We start from the raw sequence: 14,443 nt of genomic DNA on the forward strand, positions 1-14,443 counted from the left end.
GCTTCTTTTCAATCGCATCAATCTTGGCCTTATCGGCCGGATCTCGTCTCGCCACAGTAGTCATTCTGGCTTATCTCCTTATGCGGGATCGGTTCCCACACACAAACCATCAGACACTCTCGTCTACAACCGCCGGCGCCGACACTCCGCACTCGGTATGGTAAGCCCCGTCGACTTCGAGAACCACATTGGTCTAACCACCAGCAGAAAAGAAATAGCTGCCTAACCACTAGGTAGCTCCACTACGTGTCCACGATTTGCGGGCAACCCCACCACCGCCACCATCATCGCCCGCCACATCGACGCCTACACCAACCAGGCCACCACCACCACCGCCGCACAAGCACTCATCGACCTCATACTCGAAGACACCCACACCAGCGTTGCCATCAACACGTTTACCACCAACGAAAAAGCCAACCTCGTCTTTCACCCCGGTGCCGGATGGATAAACCTCAACCACGCACCCACAGACAACACCTTCATCCGCCGACTCAACGCCGACGAGGCGGACTCCTATACCCCCAGCACCGACATCCGCGCCTACACCCAAGGCAGAGACGCCACCTGCCGCTGGCCCGGCTGCACCGTCCCCGCCACCCGGTGCCAACTTGACCACCGCATCGAATACCACCTTGGCGGGCCTACCAGCCCAGATAATTTAGTAAACCTCTGCCAACACCACCACAACATCAAAACCGACCGCAGAGTCCATTACATCCTCGACCCCATTACCGGAACCATCGCCTGGCTACACCGCGATGGCACCTACCAACTAGACCACCCCACGGGACCATTAGCCACACACCAAACCCACTGGAACCACACCTGGGCCCAATACCTCACACACCAACAACAACGAACAAAAAGTAATGAAGGGAAAAGATAGAACCCCAAGCTCCGCGGTTTGATCGCCCAGGCATGGCTGCATGTTCAGTGCTTTACTCGGTTCCTTTTCGAGGGCGACCGAGCTGCAAAGCATGCCCTAAACCGAGTATCCGAGTGCATTGCGCGTTCGCGCTGTCCTTGGCAGGAGATGGGGCTTTATTCAGGCTAATGGGTGAGATCTCATGGAAGTGGAGCATCGGTTATTTCTCATGAGCACGTGGTAGTGAACCAAATAGCCTTATGGTGCTTTAGAGTACGAGGAGGTCGAACTTCGTGGCCTTCACGTCCGAAAGGCGCTTGCGGGCGCGCTCGAGGCGCTGCCATTCTTCCTGGGGGATGGACTTTCGGGCGATGGTGACGGTTTCGGCGTCGGGGGTGCCCCAAGCAATGGGCATAGGGGTGATTTGCTGCCAGTGGTTGTTGTCCGCGCGGCCGGACACAGCGGCAACGGGAACCTTGGTGCCTACGGTGCGCTGGGTGCCGGGAATAGCGGTCACGGTGCGCAGGCAAGCGGCCCAGCGGGGAGGCAGGGAAGGATCCACGTTGGTGTTGACCAGGGCGAGCAGGACCATGTCGCGCTCGTTAACCTCAGCGATGACAGCCGGAGCGAGGGGATAGGAGTCATAGAGTTGCTGGGCGGTGCCGACTTTACGGGCGGCGGCGAAGCCGACGATGGCCACCATGATTCCGAAAAGGATCATGCCGAGGCCGATGGTAATGCCCCAGGAAAATCCCCACCAGATGGCCGCGCCGCCGATGATGAGCAGGATGCCCAGCACGAGGCCGGAGATGCGAAGGCGGTTGGAATCGCGCAAGAGCTCGTTATTGGCCTTGGCAAAGGACTCGTCTACGTCGAACTTGAAGATTTTCATTGTTCCAAGTCTAGTGCGTCGATAAGCCGGTAGGCATATCCCTGCTCGGCGAGGAAACGCTGGCGGTGCACGGCGTAGTCCGCGTCGAGGCTATCGCGGGTGACCAGCGAATAGAAAAGAGCTTCCTCTTCCTTGGGGCGCAGCAGCCGACCGAGGCGTTGGGCCTCTTCTTGGCGGGAGCCAAAGGTACCGGAGACCTGGATAGCTAGGGCCGCCTCGGGAAGGTCGATGGAGAAATTGGCCACCTTGGACACCACGAGAACAGGAAGTGAGCCGTCGCGGAATTGTTGGAAGAGGCGCTCGCGCTTGGCGGTGGAGGTGGAGCCGTCGATAACGGGGGCGTCGAGATGCGCGCCGAGCTCTTTGAGCTGGTCGACATAACCGCCGATGATGAGCGCCTGCTGTGGGTGCCGGGCCAGGATCTTGTCCACCGCACGGAGTTTGGCGGCGGCTTGGGCGGCGATGCGGTAGCGGTCGCGAGGTTGGGCGGTGGCGTACAGCATGCGTTCCTCGGCGTCCATATCCACGCGGACCTCGATGCATTCGGCGGTGGCGATATAGCCGGCCATCTCGAGCTCTTTCCACGGGGCGTCGTAGCGCTTGGGGCCGATGAGGGAGAAGACGTCGCCCTCGCGGCCGTCCTCGCGCACGAGGGTAGCGGTAAGCCCTAGCCGACGTCGCGATTGAAGGTCCGACGTCATCCGGAATACCGGGGCGGGAAGGAGGTGCACCTCGTCGTAGATAATGAGGCCCCAGTCGCGGGAATCGAAGAGCTCGAGGGCGCGGTATTCGCCCTTAGTTTTGCGCGTGACCACCTGGTAGGTGGCGATGGTGATGGGTTTGATTTCCTTCTTTTCGCCGGAGTATTCGCCGATTTCGTTTTCGGTCAGGGTGGTGCGGCGCAGGAGCTCGTCGCGCCATTGGCGGCCGGCGACGGTATTGGTAACCAGGATGAGTGTGGTGGATTCCGCCTTGGCCATCGCAGCCGCGCCGACGATCGTTTTGCCAGCGCCGCACGGCAGCACGACGACGCCGGAGCCGCCGGACCAGAAGGCTTCGGTGGCGTACTGCTGGTAGTCACGCAGCTGCCAGCCGTCGTGATTGAGGGCGATGGGATGGGATTCACCATCGACGTAGCCGGCGAGATCCTCGGCCGGCCAGCCTGCCTTGAGAAGGGCCTGCTTGAGGCGGCCGCGCTCGGAGGGCGGGACGGCGATGGAGTTCTCGTCGATGCGCGCGCCGAGGAGTTTTCCGGTAGCGCCGCGGATAAGTTCTTCCAGGATGGGCGGCTCATCGGACTCGAGGATGAGGCCGTGGGCCGGGTGGGCGTGGAGGCGGACGCGGCCGTAGCGGGACATGGTTTCGGCGACGTCGACAAGCAGGGCTTGGGGGACTGGAAAGCGGGAGTAGTTTTCCAGGACGTCGACGACCTGCTCGGCGTCGTGCCCGGCCGCGCGGGCATTCCACAACGCGAGCGGGGTGATGCGGTAGGTGTGCACGTGCTCGGGGGCTCGCTCGAGCTCCGCAAAGGGAGCGAGCGCGGCGCGGGCCTCGGCGGCCTGGGCGTGATCCACCTCGAGCAGGACGGTCTTATCCGACTGCACAATCAATGGTCCATTCATGGCTCCAGCGTAACGGAGGTGATCCGGTGCAAGGGAAACCGGATGGTAGAGCCATCGGCCGCGCGAGCGTCGATCTGCCCGCCCGCCACGGTCAGCGGGGTGACGGTGCGTTTCTTTTCGTTGCCGTTCTTATCCGCATAACCGATGGTGATCGGCCGGGCAGTGCGCGCGGCGGCGTGGACTATGTCGAGGCTGGGCGTGGAAGGCGCGGCGTCGTCGCGCAGGGTGCGCATCGCCTTCGCAATGTTCGGGGAAGCGGTGGCTCGGCGGGCGGTGGGCGTGGGCAGGGTAGCCGGTTCGGGCGCGACTGTAAGGCTGGCGCCGCTTTCGTCCTCGGCCGCGGGAGAGAGTCCGTGGTCGCGCAGGCGCTCTAGCAAGTCGTGCACCGGCAATTGGGACACCGCGACGGTGGGCGCGAGCAGGCGCAAGGGCGCCGCCTTGAGCGCAATCTGGAGGAGAGCCGGGTCCTCGCTGCGCAGGTAGGACAGCGCCGGGCCGGAACGCAGTGTGCCATGGCGCTTGGCGACGTCCCCGATGTGGAACTCCAGCGTCTGCGGCACCTCCCCGTGGGCGGCGAAGAATGCCTGGATTTCCTCCCCAGTCATGCCGCGATCCAGGCCGCGGCGCAGGGAAGCGTCCGAGATGCGATAGACGCTGGCCAGGCCGGGGGACTCGAGGTCGGCGACTGCTTCGAGCCGCTGGTGGGTCTCCGGATCGAGCGGGCCGGGAACCAGTACCGTCATATCCGCTTGGATGAGGAAGTAATCGACCGTGTCGGGGGTGAGGCGGGCGGCGGCGTCGGGGGCGTCGATAAGCACGCTGGTGGGGCGCTCAAGGGCGATGGCGCCGATCCACTCGGCTTCCGCGCGGAGTTCGGCGATGGTCTCGTCCGAGGTGTGCGTGGCAAAGAGCGGAAAGTGGAAGCGTAGGGATTCTTCGAAGGTGGGCTTCGCGCCGCGCAGGTAGACCTGCAGGACCTTTTGCCTAAATTCCGGCAGCCGGTCATTAGTGTGCGCTAGCGTGCGGCCTTCCTTGGTCCATGGGGAGGCAGTCCAGGCCTCGAGCAGAAGCTGCCATTTTTCCGCGAGGCCCGCATCGAGCCAGTCCTGAGAAAGCTCCGTTGGCGCGAGGAAGTTGCCCTCGAAGTTTTTCGGTTCGCCGCGGCTGAGCAGACGGGCGCTTATGCCGAGCTCAATGAGGCGACGCAGCTCTCCTTCATCGATGGTGAGGGTTTTGCTCAGGTTGGTGAGCTGGCGAACGCCGACGGTCTTGTCCTTGAGCAGTTCTATCGGCCGCGCGCCTAGGGCGTCAATGACGCGCTGCATGCCGCGCACGGCGGAAAGGCCGGCCGCGGTACCGGCATCATCGGCCTTGGGATCTGGGGCGGGGGATTCGGTGATTCCCTCTACTGGGATTGGGGCGGTGGGCTTGCCGTTGAGCGCAAGATGTACGGCGCGCGGCAGGCGGACGGTGGTGGCGTCCACGCGCTGGAGCAGCTGCTTGGCGATGAGCCGCGGAATCGGCCGGGCTGGGTCCGCATCGATGGCTGCATCCCGCGTGGTGCCCAGGCCATTGGAGCGCGATAGGGTCTCGAGAACTTTCCGTTCTTCGGCCGGCAGCTCGGCGATGTCCTCCGGGCTGACCTGGACTTGGTCGAGGAGGGACCAGCCCGTGGGAAGGGCAGGCATGACCTCGGGCGGGATGAGGATGTTGCCATAGGCCAGGCCGCGTTCCTTGAGCTGACGGGTGATATCTGGATTAAGGTCTTCTACCTCTTCGAGTTCCCCTCCGCGGCGCGCGATATCTTCGATTTCCGCAAGCTGCCGTGCAGTGCAGTTCATGAGCGCTCGCGCGATAGACGTGCGCAGTAGCAGGCGGGTAGCCAGCGCGGCGATGCTCGGGGGTAGTGGATTGAGTACATCCGGCCGGTTGCGGAGGATGGTGGCGAGCTCTTCTTCCTCAAGGGAGGCGAGCCACGTGCGGAAATGCGGGAGGTGGGAAGACTGAGTCATGATGTCACCCCAGTTTAGTTATCGTTTGAGTTACGTTTTTGCGCAAGGTTTGAAATAATAAGGGCTATGTCGAATGAGAAGAAGGGTCACGTTTCCCCGGCTTGGCCGAAGAACGAAAATCGCGAGCATGCAATCACGGAAATCTCTGCGCCTTTTGCTGGTGCGTCCAGCCCCTACGGCGATGATCTGATCTTGCCGATGCCGGCAGAGAAGTTGAACTACGTTCACCCTTATACTCGCATCAATCGCTAGAGTATTTCCCCGCCTTGGTGCGGGGATTTTTCTTTCATACAAAAAGGGCCCATTGCTATTGCAATGGGCCCTTTATCGCTATGTCTTAGCGGGTGATGTTCTCAATCATCTGCGCAATCGGGTCGATGACGTTGCGGTTGGCAGAGTAGAAGTTGTTGAAGTCGTGGCGGTTAGCCTTGTACAGCTCGGTGAACTGTGCGGGCAGTGCCAGGCCGTAGGAGGCAGCGGCGTTCTTGATGGTGTTGTACAGAGCATCAACAGCCAGCTCATCGGACTTCTGAGCGGCAGCCTGCTTGACCGGTGCCGGTGCCTGGGCCGGAGCCTTAGGGGCAGCGGACGGAGCGGTGCGCTGGGTCGGAGCGGAGTTCAGGCCAAGGGAAGCGGAGCAAGCCGGCCATGCGCCCCAGCCCTGGGAAGCAAGCACGCGCTCAGCGACGACAATCTGCTGCTCGCGGGTAGCCTGGTCAGCGGTAGCAGCGAACTGGCCGCCACCATTGGCCTGCCAGGTCTGCGGGTTGAACTGCAGTCCGCCGTGGTAGCCGTTGCCGGTGTTGATGTGCCAGTTGCCGCCGGCCTCGCACTGTGCCAGACGGTCCCAGTCGGAATCTGGGGCAGCGGAAGCGGTCGGTGCCATGATGGCAGCGGCGGCGCCGAAGGCGACGGTGCCGGCGGTGAACTTAGCGGCCATACGGTTCTTAGCGGAGTGGCGTCCCATGTAGTTAGTCCTCTCTGTGTGCCCGCATTAAGTGCAAAAAATATGTACCAAAAAGAAAGGGCGGGCGAGGGCAACTTTCTTAACGGCTCTTAAGTGTCTGGGGGACAGCGTAGCGGTTTATAACGAAAGTGTCACGTTATGGGCACTAAATGGGAAAGAAATGGGGCGAATGTGGTGAGTGCGAGAACGTTTCTGCAGGTGAGTGGCAAAATGTGATCTGTACCATATAGCGAGGGCGTGTCGCGCTAGTGCGCGTAACTTCTGTTGTTTTGACCAGGCGGCTAAAATAAAGATTTTCCCCTAGAGAAGAGGTGGGTACCTATGCCTATTGGCAAAGTGAAGTGGTATGACGCCGAGAAAGGTTTCGGTTTCGTCAGCAACCCGGGCGATGAAGACGTCTATGTTGGCCGCAACGTGCTGCCCAAGGGAGTAGAGGAACTGTTCCCCGGCCAGCGCATCGACTTCGATTTCGCGGCCGGGCGCCGCGGTCCGCAGGCGCTGCGGGTCAAGGTATTGGATAAGCCGCGTCGCCGCACGCCGGCCCGCAAGCCGGAAGAGCTCGGCAGCATGGTCTCTGACGTGATGACCTTGCTGGAGTCGCAGATTCAGCCGGTGCTCAATTCCGGCCGCTACCCAGAGCGCAAGACTGGGCGCCAGGTAGCAGAAATCCTCCGCGCAATCGCGAAGGATTTGGATAGCTAATCAGAAGCCTTCGTGGATTCCTCCGCGGAGGCTTCTCGTTCTTTATCGGTCATCGTGGTCAGCGACCACACGGTGGCCAAGGGGGTTTCGTCGCCGTTGTCATCGGTGCCGATCATCATGGAGGAAATCTCCACCACCTTGAGGCGGGGGCGCTTGCCGGTAGAGGCCTTGATGGGGTCTACCGAGCCGGGGATCGATACCTCGGTGGTCTCGTTTGCGCCGTGCGCGGTTTCATCGTTGGCGGCGGGGTCATCGTAGATGGAAAGAATCTTCCACTCGTGGTCGGAGATTTCTTCGGGAATATCGAGCTTGAGGGTGTCATCATCGCCCACGGTGAGGTTCGGAACCTCGCCTTCCGGGCACTCGGAGCCGGGCTCGCATGCAATGTACGGGGTGACGTCGATGGACTTGTCGCCCACGGAGGCGGTGACCGTGATGTCGCGGGGATCGGGACCCGGGCGCTGGTTCCACCAGTTCTGGAAGATCACTACGGCGGCGACGATGACCGCCACGACCACGATGAGGGCCAAGATCTGCAGCAGCGACTTTTTCCTTGCTTCCTTACGGGTTGCCATGGGCCTTTACCTTACTCGAACGTGGAAGAGTTCTTCCCATCGCTTGCCGGTAAGCCAGAACTCATCGTCTTTAATGTGTGCGATGCCGTTGAGGACATCATCGGGGTCGGTATAGCGGGACTTATCAATCGCGTCGGTAGCGATGACGGCGGTTACGCGGCCGGTGGACGGATCGATGCGGTAGATGTTGTCATCCATCCACACATTGGCGTAGACGTCATCGCCCACGCACTCGAGTTCATTGATGTCTTCGAGGGGCTTTCCCTCTAAGGTGACGTCGGTAGTGGATCGCTCCGCGAAGGTCTCTGGGTCCATGTGCCGCAGGGTCGCGGAGCCATCGGACATGAGGAGATCCTCGCCGGTATTGCACAGGCCCCAACCCTCGCCCGAGTAGGTGGCCGTATCTACCTGGCGCAGGTCGTGGTCGTATTTCAGGGCTTGGCCGGACTTCCAAGTCAGCTGCCAGATGGAATCGCCGGCTTGGGTGATGCCCTCGCCAAAGTAGCGCTTATCCAAGCGCGTTTCGGCCAAGGTTTCGCCGGATTCGGGGGAGAAGCGCTCTATGCGGGATTCACCCCACTGGCCGGTGCCCAGGAGCAGGTTGCCGTCCGGATCGGTTTCGAGGCCCTGCGTAAAGGAATTGGGCGGCAGGGAAGCGGTGCCGAGAACCTCGACGGAGAGGTGTTCTACTTCGGGTTCTGCTGGGGTAGAGGAACAAGCGACGAGCGTGCAGGGGAGGAGAATGCAGGCGGCGCGGGAAAGAAACGACATGCACCATATGTACCACCGGGTGCGCTCCATAATGAATAATGAGGGGCGTGAGTAAGCGAAAAGCAAATCCGTTGATCGATTCCCGCGCCGTGCGCATTGCGCGCGAGGCGTTGGATGAGGTGGGGGAAGGGGGCGTCGGCAAGCATATCGGCGTCGCCGGGATGGGCCGAAACGTTGCTACCCACCGATTTGAAGCAGAAATGCCTGGCTACCCCGGCTGGGAATGGCAGGCGGTGCTCGCCTGCGCGGAGGGATCGCGCTACGTCACCGTCAATGAGGTGGCGCTGGTGCCGGGCGGGGAGGCCCTGCAGCCGCCGGAATGGGTGCCCTATGAGGACCGCGTGCGCCCCGGTGACCTTGGCCCCGGAGACCTGATGCCACCGGCCGTGGATGATTCACGGCTAGACGGTGACAAACTTTCCAAGTCCGGCCTGGAAGATGCCAAGAAGCGCTGGCGCACCGAATTTGGCCCGAATACGGATATGGCGGCCAAGGCGCGCCTGCAATGCCGCACCTGTGCGTTTTATGTGCAGCTGATGGACAACTACGGCGTCTGCGCCAATGAGTACTCGGCGGACGGCCGGGTGGTGCACTCGCGCTATGGCTGCGGTGCGCATTCGCAGACGCGCGTGCGGGAAGAAAAGAACCCGGAAGTGGCCTTCGATGATGAAAAGCCCATCTTCCAGGATTTTGAAATCGAGGATTAAGGCAGCACACTTATGGCGTAAGACTCGCTGTACGTGAAAGGCGCAGGCGTTGAAAGCCACTCTCGATCGCTACTTCCATATCTCTGAACGTGGTTCCTCCATTGGAACCGAGCTACGCGCGGGAACGGTCTCGTTCTTCGCCATGGCCTATATCATCCTCTTGAACCCGCTCATCCTCGGTACGACCGAGGACGCGGAAGGCTACGCGCTGGGCGTGCCACAGGTCGCCGCCGCCACCGCGCTGGTCGCCGGCGTCATGTCCATCCTCTTCGGCGCGATTGCCAAGTATCCCTTCGCCATGGCCGCCGGCCTGGGCATGAATACCTTCGTGGGCGTGAGCATGGTCGCCACCAGCGGGCTGACCTGGCAAGAATCCATGGGCCTGGTGGTCATCGAGGGCATTATCATCGTCCTGCTGGCCATCTCCGGCTTCCGCACCGCCGTCTTTGACGCCATCCCGCAGTCCATGAAGGCGGCGATGGGCGTGGGCATCGGCATGTTCATCGCCATGATTGGCCTCGTGGATGGTGGCTTTGTCACCCGCGTGCCGGACGCCGCGCACACTACCGTGCCGGTGGGCCTGGGCATCAATGGTTCGATTTCTACCTGGCCGGCGCTGGTCTTTGTCATTGGCCTCATTATCTGTTCCTTCATGGTCATTCGGAACGTGCCGGGCGGGCTTTTTATCGCCATCGTGCTCACCACCATCATCGCGTTTATTATCCAGGCGTTTACCGGCTCCGAGGACTGGGGCATGGCCGCGCCCGTGAAGCCGGAGGCGCTCGGCGGCATTCCGGATCTGTCCATCGTGGGCGATGTGAACCTGGTGGGCGCCTTTACCAAGATCGGCGTGGTCTCTACGGTGCTGCTGATTTTCACTCTATTGCTGACCAACTTCTTTGATGCGATGGGCACCATGACCGGCCTGGGCAAGCAGGGCAAGCTTGTCGACGCCGACGGCAACCTCCCCGATATGAAAAAGGCCCTCGTCGTCGAAGGCTTCGGCGCCGTGGCCGGCGGCCTGGGCTCTGCTTCTTCCAATACCGTCTTTGCGGATTCCTCCGCCGGCATTGCCGATGGCGCCCGCACCGGCCTGGCCAACCTCATGACCGGCGTGCTGTTCCTCGCCGCGATGTTCTTGACCCCGCTCTATGAGATCGTGCCCATCGAGGCCGCCTCTCCGGTTTTGGTCATCGTCGGCGTAATGATGGCCGCGCAGCTGACCGAGATCCGCTGGACCAAGATGGAGATCGCCATCCCCGCCTTCCTCACTATCGTGACCATGCCGTTTACCTATTCCATTGCCAACGGCATCGGCGTGGGCTTCATCTCCTTCGCGCTCATGTCCACCTTCGCCGGCAAGGCCAAGGACGTGCACTGGATCATGTGGCTCTTGGCTGGCCTCTTCGTGATTTTCTTTGGCATGGATCCGATTTCCAATGCCATCGGCTAGCCTAAGGGCATGCTGATTACTGACCCCGCAGACCCTCGCCTGGACGATATTCGGAACCTCAACAAATCCGATAAGTCCGGCGAGGGTCTCGTCATTGCTGAGGGCCCGCTGGTGGTCTCCCGGCTGGCCGAGTCCCGGTTTCCCATGCGCTGCCTCGTGGGCTTTCCCAAAAAGGTGGAGGCCTATATCGCGGAGTACGGCGAGCCAGAGTGCCCCATCTACGAGGTCTCTCGCGAGACCCTGGCGGAGGTGGCCGGCTTCGATATGCACCGCGGGCTGGTCGCCGCCGCGGACCGCGCCCCGGAGCCGGAGGTGAGCGAGATCGTGGAATCCGCCAAGACTATCGCCGTGCTCGAGGGCGTGGGCGATCATGAAAATATTGGCGCCATCTTCCGCCATGCCGCGGGCATGGGCGTGGATGCGGTGCTGCTGGGCTCCGGTGCGGCGGATCCGCTCTATCGTCGCTCGGTGCGCGTGTCCATGGGGCACGTGCTGCGCTTGCCCTTTGCCCATTTGGAAGGCGGGTTTACTACCTGGCAGCGTTCCTTGCAGGCGCTTGCCGACGCCTCCTTTACCCTCATTTCCTTAACCCCCAACCCCCACGCAGTGCACCTGGCCGAGGCCATGCACGGCCTGGATAAGGTGGCGATGCTCGTCGGCGCGGAGGGCCCCGGCCTTACCGAACATGCAATGAAGGCCACCGATATACGCGCACGCATACCGATGGCCCCTGGTACCGATTCTCTGAATGTGGGGACCGCCGCCGCCATTTCCTTTTATGAGCGCCAGCGCTCCTTGAGCGACTTAAACGTCTGAGCGCTCCAATTGCCAAGGAGCGAGCCCAAGTGCTTGGCGGTGGAGATGATTTCCTCGCCGGTGGATTCCGGCTCGGCGCTGTGGTCCTCGTAGTCGTCATAGTCGTTCAGGCCCAGCTTATTGGCCGACTGCGCGGCTAGTTCCCCCACGGTGCGCTTGGGCTTCGGCGGGTCGATCTTTGGCTCTGGGCGGCCGTCGACCGCGTAGCCCACAACGTCTAGGTCCGGGCCATCGTGACCGACCTCGATGTCGAGCCAGTACTCCTGGGCTGCTTCCATGATGCCCTGCGGCTCGAAAGGCAGGGAGATTCCGCCCAGCGGCTCATACTTTTCGCCTGCCCAGTAGGGCGCCTCGAAGGGTTCGGGCAGGCCGGTGTCCTCGTAGAGGTGCTCGCGGGTAGCGCACAGGCAGCGCTTGAGATCGCCGCCCTCCCACAGGGCGAAGCCGGCGTAGCCTTCTTTCTCGTTGCTCGCCAGCGCAATGACGCGCTGGGCTGGCACCGCATTGAGGAGCGTTTCCGGCAGCTGGGAAAGGAGAACAGAATCCCCCTCGCAGACCGTTTGCACCACGGTGATGCCGGGGTAGCCGCCGATGTAGTACTCGTTCGGGTCCGTTTGTGCGGAGCGGTTGAGCGGGAATTGCCCAATCGGCGTGACCGGGAAGGTCGGATCCAGCTGGGCGAGGAATTTCCGCCCAAAGCCGCGATCCGCCTTGGGCTCGGTCTTCAACACCTCTTCCGCATTGGGCTGAGAGATGTACCAGAGAGTAAGTACTGCGTGAGAGATGTCCACGATTAGTCCCTAGGGCGCTTGGTATTGGAGCGAACGCCGAGCAGCACGTCCTCCCAATGTGGGGTGACGGCCTTGCGGCGGCGCTTGGTGGGCTTTTCTTCTGGCGAGGGGTTTTGCAAGAACTCCTCTTCCTCCGGCTCTTCCGGAGGGGTGGTCGGCGCGGTGAGGTCCGTGACGTTGCTGGGCTGGTCGCCATCGATAGCTTCGTCATAGCGGCCGCTGCCCAGCGAGGTCAGCGAGCGCACCGGCTGCACGAAATCCGGGTCCGTCAGGTCCGCGGCCACTGAGTTACGCGCCTCCACCGTGGCAGGCGAGGACATGGACTGCTTGAAGTACCACTCGGCCTCGTTCTCGGACAGGCCGGCCTTCCACGTCACGCGCACGATCCAGGCCTCGCCCTGGTGGCGGTAGGCGTCCCAGGTGGACTCGGAGAGCGAGTGTCCACGGGCGGCAAAGGCGGTGGCCAGAACCTCCCACAAGGTGAGCTTGGCCGGCCCATCCTCGCGGACCGGGTGGGCCTGCTTGGCAATCTCCGCGATACGATTGCGCTCCAGCATGACCGGGTAAGCGAAGGGCTCGATGCGAGATTCGGTCACGCCCATTTCTTCCGCCAGCTCCGCCGCAGAGGCGCCGGCGCGAATGCGGTTTTGGATCTCCGCCGGGCGGATCTTCGTCTCTTCCACCGGTTCCGGTTTGGAGGGCTTGGCCAGGCTGATGGCCGGAGCCGCCTGTTCCTCTTCGGGGATTTCCTCCTGCTCGCCCTGCAGGGCCTCGCGCAGCTCATCGGTGATGGAGAGGAAAAACTCTTCGCCGTCTTCGGTGCGCAGCACCAAAGAGGTTTCGGTCGACTCGCTGTCAACTGGGAACAGCTCGCGCATAATAGGGCGCTCCTTTTGCCTATCGACGGCGGACATATCTGTGATGCATTCAACTATAACGTGAAAATGCCCCGCGGCCTGCGAGGCGGCGGGGCATGTTGGGTGAGATGCGTTATTTCGCATCCAAGACGTAGTCGATGCATTGGGTCAGCTTGGCGATATCGGCCGGATCGATGGCCGGGAACATGCCGATGCGCAGTTGGTTGCGACCCAGCTTGCGGTACGGCTCCACGTCCAGGATGCCGTTGGCGCGCAGGGTAGCGGCGAGCGCTGCGGCATCGACGGACTCTGCGAAGTCGATGGTGCCTACCACGAGCGAGCGGGACGCAGGCTCCGCGACGAAGGGAGTGGCCTCCGGGCGGGATTCGGCCCAGCGATACAGCGTGGTGGAGGATTCGGTAGTGCGCTCAACCATGCCGTCGAGGCCGCCGTTGGCATTCATCCACTGGACCTGGTTATTCAGCATGAGCAGGGTAGCGATTGCCGGGGTGTTATAAGTCTGGTTCTTGCGCGAGTTCTCTACCGCGGTCTGCAGGTTGAGGAAGTTGGGGATATAGCGCTCGGAGGCGTTGATTTTCTCAATCCGCTCCAGCGCGGCGGGGGACATGGCGGCGAGCCACAGGCCGCCGTCGGAAGCAAAGCACTTTTGCGGCGAGAAGTAATAGACGTCCGTATCGGATATGTGCACGGGCAGGCCGCCCGCGCCGGAGGTGGCGTCCACGACCACCAGCTGCTGATCATTGCGGGGGTGCGGGCGGGTGACTTCTGCCATCGCGCCGGTGGAGGTTTCATTGTGTGCCCAAGCGACGACGTCCGCCTCTGCAGAAAGTTCGCGTGGGTCGGGCGCGGTGCCCGCGGGGGACTCCACGATGGAGGGGGCATCGAGCCAGGGTGCACCCGCAGCGGCCTTGGCAAATTTAGTGGAAAACTCACCAAAGGTGAGGTGGGCGGAGTGGCGCTCGATGAGTCCGAAGGTGGCAGCATCCCAGAAGGCGGTGGCGCCGCCTAGGGAAAGGATAATCTCGTAGCCCTCTGGTAGGGAGAAGAGATCGCTTAAGCCTTCCCGCACCGAACCTACGAGGTTCTTTACTGCCGGCTGGCGGTGAGAGGTGCCTATGATCGCGGGGTCAATGGCCGCAAGCTGGGCGGGGCGAACCTTGGAGGGGCCGCAGCCAAAGCGGCCGTCGGCAGGCAGGAGGTCGGCAGGCAGCGTAAGTTCGGGTGTACTCATGCAAGTCAGTGTAGAACAGTTCCGGTCGAACGGCAGTTATTTTAGTCGGCCAAATCCTGTTGGCGGCGTCACAAAGTTTGCTAAAGTGTGAAGAGGTATCAAGCTAGCTTCCTTAAGTTAGTGCTTAATAGTGACTCTTCACATAGAGAAAGGAACTT

The 14,443-nt window shown here is 62.0% G+C and carries 16 protein-coding genes; 6 read left to right on the forward strand and 10 right to left on the reverse strand.

Annotation, left to right across the window (positions count from 1 at the left end; genetic code table 11):
* Positions 1-229: 229 nt before the first annotated feature.
* Positions 230-634 (reverse strand): hypothetical protein, encoded by a 405-nt coding sequence (locus MHY08_RS11830; protein WP_370658801.1) that lies wholly within the window; start codon positions 632-634, stop codon positions 230-232.
* Between MHY08_RS11830 and MHY08_RS11835 the strand changes: the two genes are divergently transcribed.
* Positions 623-889, forward strand: coding sequence for a hypothetical protein (locus MHY08_RS11835; protein ID WP_301714909.1), 267 nt, complete (start codon positions 623-625; stop codon positions 887-889). The two genes, MHY08_RS11830 and MHY08_RS11835, sit on opposite strands and share 12 nt — an antisense overlap.
* A 247-nt stretch (positions 890-1,136) precedes the next feature.
* Here MHY08_RS11835 and MHY08_RS10570 read toward each other — a convergent pair whose 3' ends face one another.
* The 3 genes from MHY08_RS10570 to MHY08_RS11710 are packed head-to-tail and all read right to left on the reverse strand — an operon-like array spanning position 1,137 to position 5,394.
* Entirely contained in the window at positions 1,137-1,760 is a 624-nt protein-coding gene (locus tag MHY08_RS10570) for a DUF3239 domain-containing protein (RefSeq protein WP_150851107.1), read from the reverse strand.
* On the reverse strand, positions 1,757-3,382 hold the full coding sequence (locus MHY08_RS10575; RefSeq protein ID WP_239236626.1) for a DNA repair helicase XPB: 1,626 nt from the start codon (positions 3,380-3,382) through the stop codon (positions 1,757-1,759). Before MHY08_RS10575 ends, MHY08_RS10570 begins: the two co-directional genes overlap by 4 nt.
* Positions 3,379-5,394: a helicase-associated domain-containing protein gene (locus MHY08_RS11710; RefSeq protein WP_301438128.1), complete on the reverse strand. Its 2,016-nt coding sequence runs from the start codon at positions 5,392-5,394 to the stop codon at positions 3,379-3,381. The genes MHY08_RS10575 and MHY08_RS11710 overlap by 4 nt, the downstream gene beginning before the upstream one ends.
* A gap of 66 nt (positions 5,395-5,460) precedes the next feature.
* Here MHY08_RS11710 and MHY08_RS10585 point away from each other — a divergent pair, with 66 nt between their 5' ends.
* Positions 5,461-5,646: a hypothetical protein gene (locus MHY08_RS10585; protein ID WP_023022020.1), complete on the forward strand. Its 186-nt coding sequence runs from the start codon at positions 5,461-5,463 to the stop codon at positions 5,644-5,646.
* Between the two features lie 85 nt (positions 5,647-5,731).
* Here MHY08_RS10585 and MHY08_RS10590 read toward each other — a convergent pair whose 3' ends face one another.
* Complete coding sequence (locus MHY08_RS10590; protein WP_204609855.1) at positions 5,732-6,361, reverse strand: resuscitation-promoting factor Rpf1 domain-containing protein; 630 nt, start codon at positions 6,359-6,361, stop codon at positions 5,732-5,734.
* Between the two features lie 321 nt (positions 6,362-6,682).
* Between MHY08_RS10590 and MHY08_RS10595 the strand changes: the two genes are divergently transcribed.
* Positions 6,683-7,063: a cold-shock protein gene (locus MHY08_RS10595; protein ID WP_005323875.1), complete on the forward strand. Its 381-nt coding sequence runs from the start codon at positions 6,683-6,685 to the stop codon at positions 7,061-7,063.
* Here the strand turns inward: MHY08_RS10595 and MHY08_RS10600 are convergent.
* Positions 7,060-7,638, reverse strand: a complete 579-nt coding sequence (locus MHY08_RS10600; protein ID WP_239236629.1) for a DUF2771 domain-containing protein — start codon at positions 7,636-7,638, stop codon at positions 7,060-7,062. The two genes, MHY08_RS10595 and MHY08_RS10600, sit on opposite strands and share 4 nt — an antisense overlap.
* A gap of 6 nt (positions 7,639-7,644) precedes the next feature.
* A complete protein-coding gene (locus tag MHY08_RS10605; RefSeq protein ID WP_239236631.1) occupies positions 7,645-8,409 on the reverse strand; it encodes a glutaminyl-peptide cyclotransferase in 765 nt (254 codons plus the stop codon).
* 38 nt (positions 8,410-8,447) lie between these two features.
* Here MHY08_RS10605 and MHY08_RS10610 point away from each other — a divergent pair, with 38 nt between their 5' ends.
* From MHY08_RS10610 to MHY08_RS10620, 3 genes are read left to right on the forward strand one after another with little or no spacing between them, the layout of a single operon-like run.
* A complete protein-coding gene (locus MHY08_RS10610) occupies positions 8,448-9,116 on the forward strand; it encodes a DUF3027 domain-containing protein (RefSeq protein WP_239236633.1) in 669 nt (222 codons plus the stop codon).
* 49 nt (positions 9,117-9,165) lie between these two features.
* Positions 9,166-10,569 (forward strand): NCS2 family permease, encoded by a 1,404-nt coding sequence (locus tag MHY08_RS10615; RefSeq protein ID WP_005328366.1) that lies wholly within the window; start codon positions 9,166-9,168, stop codon positions 10,567-10,569.
* 9 nt (positions 10,570-10,578) lie between these two features.
* Positions 10,579-11,385 carry an RNA methyltransferase gene (locus tag MHY08_RS10620; RefSeq protein WP_239236635.1) on the forward strand — a complete coding sequence of 269 codons (807 nt, stop codon included), beginning with the start codon at positions 10,579-10,581 and terminating at the stop codon, positions 11,383-11,385.
* Here MHY08_RS10620 and MHY08_RS10625 read toward each other — a convergent pair.
* The 3 genes from MHY08_RS10625 to serC all read right to left on the reverse strand — a co-directional run bounded on the left by MHY08_RS10625 (position 11,346) and on the right by serC (position 14,285).
* Complete coding sequence (locus MHY08_RS10625; RefSeq protein ID WP_239236637.1) at positions 11,346-12,176, reverse strand: hypothetical protein; 831 nt, start codon at positions 12,174-12,176, stop codon at positions 11,346-11,348. The genes MHY08_RS10620 and MHY08_RS10625 overlap by 40 nt on opposite strands.
* 2 nt (positions 12,177-12,178) lie before the next feature.
* Positions 12,179-13,054 carry a septation protein SepH gene (sepH, locus tag MHY08_RS10630; protein WP_239194168.1) on the reverse strand — a complete coding sequence of 292 codons (876 nt, stop codon included), beginning with the start codon at positions 13,052-13,054 and terminating at the stop codon, positions 12,179-12,181.
* 112 nt (positions 13,055-13,166) lie between these two features.
* Positions 13,167-14,285, reverse strand: coding sequence for a phosphoserine transaminase (gene serC / locus MHY08_RS10635; protein WP_239236639.1), 1,119 nt, complete (start codon positions 14,283-14,285; stop codon positions 13,167-13,169).
* Between the last annotated feature and the right edge of the window lie 158 nt (positions 14,286-14,443).

The organism is Corynebacterium sp. ACRPJ (genome assembly GCF_022347345.1).
Classification (GTDB): Bacteria; Actinomycetota; Actinomycetes; order Mycobacteriales; family Mycobacteriaceae; genus Corynebacterium; species Corynebacterium tuberculostearicum_D.

What these genes read in the sequence shown, in the direction of transcription:
- MHY08_RS10575 (WP_239236626.1), bottom strand. Translation starts at nt 3,382, where the DNA reads ATGAATGGACCATTGATTGTGCAGTCGGATAAGACCGTCCTGCTCGAG.
- MHY08_RS11710 (WP_301438128.1), bottom strand. Translation starts at nt 5,394, where the DNA reads ATGACTCAGTCTTCCCACCTCCCGCATTTCCGCACGTGGCTCGCCTCC.
- MHY08_RS10620 (WP_239236635.1), top strand. Translation starts at nt 10,579, where the DNA reads ATGCTGATTACTGACCCCGCAGACCCTCGCCTGGACGATATTCGGAAC.
- MHY08_RS10595 (WP_005323875.1), top strand. Translation starts at nt 6,683, where the DNA reads ATGCCTATTGGCAAAGTGAAGTGGTATGACGCCGAGAAAGGTTTCGGT.
- serC (WP_239236639.1), bottom strand. Translation starts at nt 14,285, where the DNA reads ATGAGTACACCCGAACTTACGCTGCCTGCCGACCTCCTGCCTGCCGAC.
- MHY08_RS10590 (WP_204609855.1), bottom strand. Translation starts at nt 6,361, where the DNA reads ATGGGACGCCACTCCGCTAAGAACCGTATGGCCGCTAAGTTCACCGCC.
- MHY08_RS10570 (WP_150851107.1), bottom strand. Translation starts at nt 1,760, where the DNA reads ATGAAAATCTTCAAGTTCGACGTAGACGAGTCCTTTGCCAAGGCCAAT.
- sepH (WP_239194168.1), bottom strand. Translation starts at nt 13,054, where the DNA reads ATGCGCGAGCTGTTCCCAGTTGACAGCGAGTCGACCGAAACCTCTTTG.
- MHY08_RS10605 (WP_239236631.1), bottom strand. Translation starts at nt 8,409, where the DNA reads ATGTCGTTTCTTTCCCGCGCCGCCTGCATTCTCCTCCCCTGCACGCTC.
- MHY08_RS10585 (WP_023022020.1), top strand. Translation starts at nt 5,461, where the DNA reads ATGTCGAATGAGAAGAAGGGTCACGTTTCCCCGGCTTGGCCGAAGAAC.
- MHY08_RS10610 (WP_239236633.1), top strand. Translation starts at nt 8,448, where the DNA reads ATGAGGGGCGTGAGTAAGCGAAAAGCAAATCCGTTGATCGATTCCCGC.
- MHY08_RS10600 (WP_239236629.1), bottom strand. Translation starts at nt 7,638, where the DNA reads ATGGCAACCCGTAAGGAAGCAAGGAAAAAGTCGCTGCTGCAGATCTTG.